This is a genomic window from Deltaproteobacteria bacterium, assembly GCA_016930875.1.
Classification (GTDB): Bacteria; Desulfobacterota; Desulfobacteria; order Desulfobacterales.
In genome coordinates this window covers 1-4,621 of sequence record JAFGFW010000079.1, presented here as the reverse complement: position 1 = coordinate 4,621, position 4,621 = coordinate 1, and the positions used below count along the sequence as shown (strand labels likewise).

Annotated in this window: 5 protein-coding genes; 3 read left to right on the top strand and 2 right to left on the bottom strand. The window is 47.8% G+C overall.

What is annotated here, in order from left to right; genetic code table 11:
• Positions 1-491: 491 nt before the first annotated feature.
• Positions 492-686, bottom strand: coding sequence for a YwbE family protein (locus tag JW883_07640; GenBank protein MBN1842135.1), 195 nt, complete (start codon positions 684-686; stop codon positions 492-494).
• A gap of 481 nt (positions 687-1,167) precedes the next feature.
• Between JW883_07640 and JW883_07635 the strand changes: the two genes are divergently transcribed.
• The 3 genes from JW883_07635 (at position 1,168) to JW883_07625 (ending at position 4,253) form a co-directional block, all read left to right on the top strand.
• Positions 1,168-2,196, top strand: a complete 1,029-nt coding sequence (locus tag JW883_07635; protein ID MBN1842134.1) for an HAD-IB family phosphatase — start codon at positions 1,168-1,170, stop codon at positions 2,194-2,196.
• Positions 2,197-2,206: 10 nt separating this feature from the next.
• Positions 2,207-2,929, top strand: coding sequence for a PAS domain S-box protein (locus JW883_07630; GenBank protein MBN1842133.1), 723 nt, complete (start codon positions 2,207-2,209; stop codon positions 2,927-2,929).
• Positions 2,930-3,443: 514 nt separating this feature from the next.
• Positions 3,444-4,253 carry a dioxygenase gene (locus JW883_07625; GenBank protein MBN1842132.1) on the top strand — a complete coding sequence of 270 codons (810 nt, stop codon included), beginning with the start codon at positions 3,444-3,446 and terminating at the stop codon, positions 4,251-4,253.
• On the opposite strand, the gene JW883_07620 is transcribed toward JW883_07625, so the two are convergent.
• Positions 4,238-4,621, bottom strand: a 384-nt coding sequence (locus tag JW883_07620; GenBank protein ID MBN1842131.1) for a hypothetical protein, incomplete at its 5' end; no start/stop codon positions are given. The genes JW883_07625 and JW883_07620 overlap by 16 nt on opposite strands.

Genomic DNA, 4,621 nt, shown 5'->3' with positions numbered 1-4,621 from the left:
CCAACTGAAGGATGATAGCGTTTAACAAACGTATAATTCCCACAGAAAGAAACCCTCCCGCCAATTTACGGCGAGACTTAATTGATGATACATCCTAAACACTATTATACGTAATAGCAATCTAAATATTTATTTTTTATAAATATCAACACATCAGTGAAACTGGGTTCTGCCCTTGACATTTGACATTTGTTTAATTCCTGATCGGATGGAGCGATCTTTTGTTTCACATTTCACATGGTTGAAATCAGATCTTTTTCCAATCATATGAGAAATATAGGGCAGATAAATTTAAGATGCACCCATATTGCCAAACTGTTTATTTGATTAAAACTTGTTCGATGGCCGGTTGCATGTCGCTGTTTTGAGAAATTTCAGCAACAACACGGCCTCCGGGACGTCCATAAGATACCAAATAACTCCATCGATATATTTTAGTTTCTTATTTTTTGTGGACACCTTTACGGCGCCCTGAAAGATCAATGCGGACTTCAGGGAATGAGCTTTTTCACGCGCCCTACAATGCCGCTTTCCAAACGAACCTTGATCCCATGTGGATGTGTGGCGGATTTCGTGAGAACATCCTTAACGATGCCTTCCGTAAGTTTTTTGGATCGCTGATCCTGTTTCTGTACAACCTTAACACGCGTTCCCTGTTTGATGTCCGCCCGGACGATTCCGTTCATTTGTATCGCCTATAAGTTTAATGATTCAGTGCCGATTCGGTGGTCATCCCCGCTTCCGTGCCCGGAAGGAGTTACTTCTCTTCAGGGAAAGCATCTTCGCGAAGAAATCGAGGACCACCGGGACGTCCATAAGCTACTAAAATACTCCATCGATATATAAGTATCTTAATCCGCCAATCAAAACCCTAAACCCGAAACGCGACTTCCTGGTTGTTTTGGTGGACGTTCTCTAGTCCTTTTGCGCAACAACCTTTATCAAAAGACTTCGCCGATAGAAAACTTTAAAAGTGAAGAACGTAGCCCTTTTGCCCCTCCGACCAGGCGAAGTAAACCTATAATCCAATGGACGTCCCCCTAGGTAGCCCCTGAAAAAGGAAGGTATTCGCGTTGCATATTAAGCTGCTTTCTGCCATATTTGAAGAAAACCGCGGAAAAAGGATGGCAGCCCGCAAGATTTTGGGGTGTACGGGAAAAAAATACCATGTTGATAGTCACGGTCTCTGGACCTGATCGGCCCGGCGTCTTAGCGGCCTTAAGCCAGATTCTTGTGAAGCACCACGTGGCCATTGCAGACATGAAGCAAGCATCACTGCAAAACCTGCTGGGGCTCTACTTCTTGTTGGATGTGGACATTGCCGCCAAGACCAAAGATGCCGTCATCAAGGATCTGCTTTTTGAGGCCTCGGAGCTTGGCCTGAGCCTGGACTATCAGTTCGTCTCATCCAGCGAGGAGAATGCCATCAGCCAGCCTCATCATCATGTGCTCACCCATTTTGGCGGCACGCCCTATTTGGCCGAACTATCCCGGATTCTCACAGAAGAAAGCGTCAACATTGAGGGGATTGCAAGCCAAACACACCATGGCGCCCGATCCGTCGACATGGTCATTGACGTTAGCCAGGCCTCTAGCCTGGCCCGCCTGAAGCAGAGAATCATGGCCAAAAGCCGAGAACTCAATACCGACCTGGCTGTTCAAAGAGTGGAGGCCTACAGGAAGAATAAGCGATTGATCTTCTTCGACATGGACAGCACGTTGGTCGATATGGAGATCATTAAGGCTGTCTGCTGGGTGGAAGAACTCGTCAGAACTCTTAAGTGGTTGGGATTTAAGACGGGCGTTGTTACCGGCGGTTTTGATTTCTTTTCGGATTATATGAAAAAAAAGCTGGGTTTTGATTTCGCCTTTGCTAATCATCTGGAGATAAAGAATGAGGAACTGACGGGACGTGTTACGGGAAAAATCGTGGATGCCGCGGAAAAAGCCCCTATCGTCAACCAGAGCGCTTGCGATGAGGGCGTCCTTCTTGATCAAACAGTGGTAGTAGGCGACGGGGCCAATGATGCTCTCATGTTGGCTCAGGCCGGGTTAGGCATCGCCTACAATGCCAAAAAACGACTGGACCGGGTTGCCAATGTGTCTCTTGGTAAGACTCGTATGGCCCATGTCTTTCATCTTCTGGGCATTACGGAAGAGGATATCCAAGCGGCTGCTGAGTGCAAACCCCAATAGGGAAGCGATAATGGCTAAAAAAACCAGCTACCAAGACCTGGCCACAAGGGTGGAGGAATTAGAAAAAACGACCTGCGACTACGAACAGATGGAGGCACAGCTGCTCAAACTATCTCATGCTGTCGAGCAGAGTCCCAGTGCCATCATGATAACGGATGCGTCTGGCGCTATTGAGTATGTTAACCCCCGGTTTACTGAAATGACTGGTTTACTTGGGGAGAAAGTCATCGGCAAAAACGCAGCGGAATTGGGTAAACAATCCTCTGAAGACAAGCAAAACATGTGGAACGTCATCAAATCTGGCGGGGTGTGGCACGGAGAGTTTCACAACAGAAAGAAAACTGGGGAATACTATTGGGAGAGGGCATCCATCTCTTGTCTGAAAAGCAAGACAAACGCTATCACGCACTATATTAAGATTTCTGAAGATATTACTGAGCTCAAAGAGGCCCAAAAAGCCCTCATGGAGAGCGAACAGCAACGGTACCAAGATCAAAAAAGCATGGCCGTTCTCAAGTTTGCAAACGACCTGGCTCTAAAGTTGATGGACGAGCTAAGGAATCCTTTAACCGCCATAGGCGGGTTTGCAAATCGAATCACCCAAAAGGACTTCACTGGCGAAAAGCTTTCAGATTATGCACAGATCATATTCGAACAATCGCAAAAGCTCGATGCAGCCCTGAATCGGGCTCTGAATTACTTGCGAAGCGCTTCTGAGAAACCCCTAGTTTGAGAATTGCCGGATTGTGTTGAAAAATGAGATACCAAGGGAACATTTAATAGTATGGGTTCGAATCATGCCATTGCAGTTCTCCCCTATGACCTTCATTGCCTATAGCCTATGGGAAGCGATCTCAACGTCAACGACCCAAGGCCCGGTTTTGAGCACCAGTCAATATTGGTCGGGATATGCTTTCTTGTTCCTCATCGAATTGTGTACTATCCTTGCAAATGAACTATACGACCTTGCCACAGACCGTATAAATGCCAACGCAAATCCCTTTAACGGTGGTTCGAGGGTTTTGGTGGAGGGGAGGCTCATGTCTTAAAATGCATGGGAGTGCCGCCGTATCCCGCCTCAATGAGCAGGATGTTTCTGGAAGGTCGCTCCTGAATCCCGAAAATGTAAAGGGAGAACAGATTTGGGCAGAGACAGCGTCTCTAAAAACTCGCCTGGGAAACAGATCTGTTATTAGATCCGTAAAAAGAGAAAAAAGGAAGTGGTTCTTTGTATCGTAAACCGTTTGATGCAAAAAAAAGGTGTTGAAAAAAACATGGCTTTAATGCCCACGATTTTTGTTTCTCATGGGATGCCCGCCATCGTTGTAAAGCCCGGGCCGACGCATGAATTCCTGAAAAAACTTGGCCAGACGTTTGATAGTCCCAAGGCCATCATTTGCATTTCAGCGCACATGGAAGCCGTTTGGCCCATACTGACAGCTGCGGCGGCCCCGGAGACAATTCATGATTTTTCCGGGCCCCGAATCCTTTTTGAAAAACACTACCCTGCGCCAGGTGAACCTGACCTTGCCCAAGAGGCCGTGTCACTGCTGAGCCATGCAGGATTCAAAGCACGGACAAATCCTACACGAGGTCTTGATCACGGCGCATGGGTTCCGCTTATGTTGATGTATCCGGAAGCCGACGTGCCCGTAATCCAGCTTTCGGTCCAGACTGAGCTTGATCCACAGCATCACTTGGACTTGGGAAGGGCGTTAAAGCCCCTTCGAGAAAAGGAAGTTTTGATCCTTGGAAGTGGCGGGGCGACACACAACCTGCCGGATATTCGCAAATACGCTGTTGATTCTGTGCCGCCTGACTATGCCACAGCATTTGATGCCTGGTTGGAAGAGGCCATCACTGGAGGACGAGAAGAGGTGCTCCTGGACTACAAGAAACAGGGGCCATCTGCCTCACGAAACCATCCCTATCCTGCCGAGCATTTTTTGCCCCTCTTCGTGCCTTTAGGGGCGGCCGGTTCCGGGGCTAAGGGGCGCGTTTTGCACAAGGCATTCATGTATGGGGTCTTGTCTATGGCCGCCTATGCCTGGAGTTGACTTCCGTCGCCAGACCAACGAAGAAAAACGCAACCGCCTTCTCGTGTTTCGCATAGATAAATCACCGTGTTCCTTTTAACAAACAGAGGGTAAAGGCCCTGCACGAAGACATAGAAACTATTCAAAGGTTGACAGACACGGTCATCGACCTCTTTGTCAGCTACAGCTTTCAATTTGTCCGTGCAGCCATTATTTTTGTTGGGGGGATAATCGTTGCAAGTGAGAACCTTAGGGCCGCCCTTCACATTTTCAGTTTCGTCGGCGCCGTCAGCCAAATCTATACGGGCTGTTGCCCAAATCAAAATCGCAACACAATTCGCATAACCCGCAATCTTCGGGAGTAATAAATTCAGTGGGTTACAGGGGTT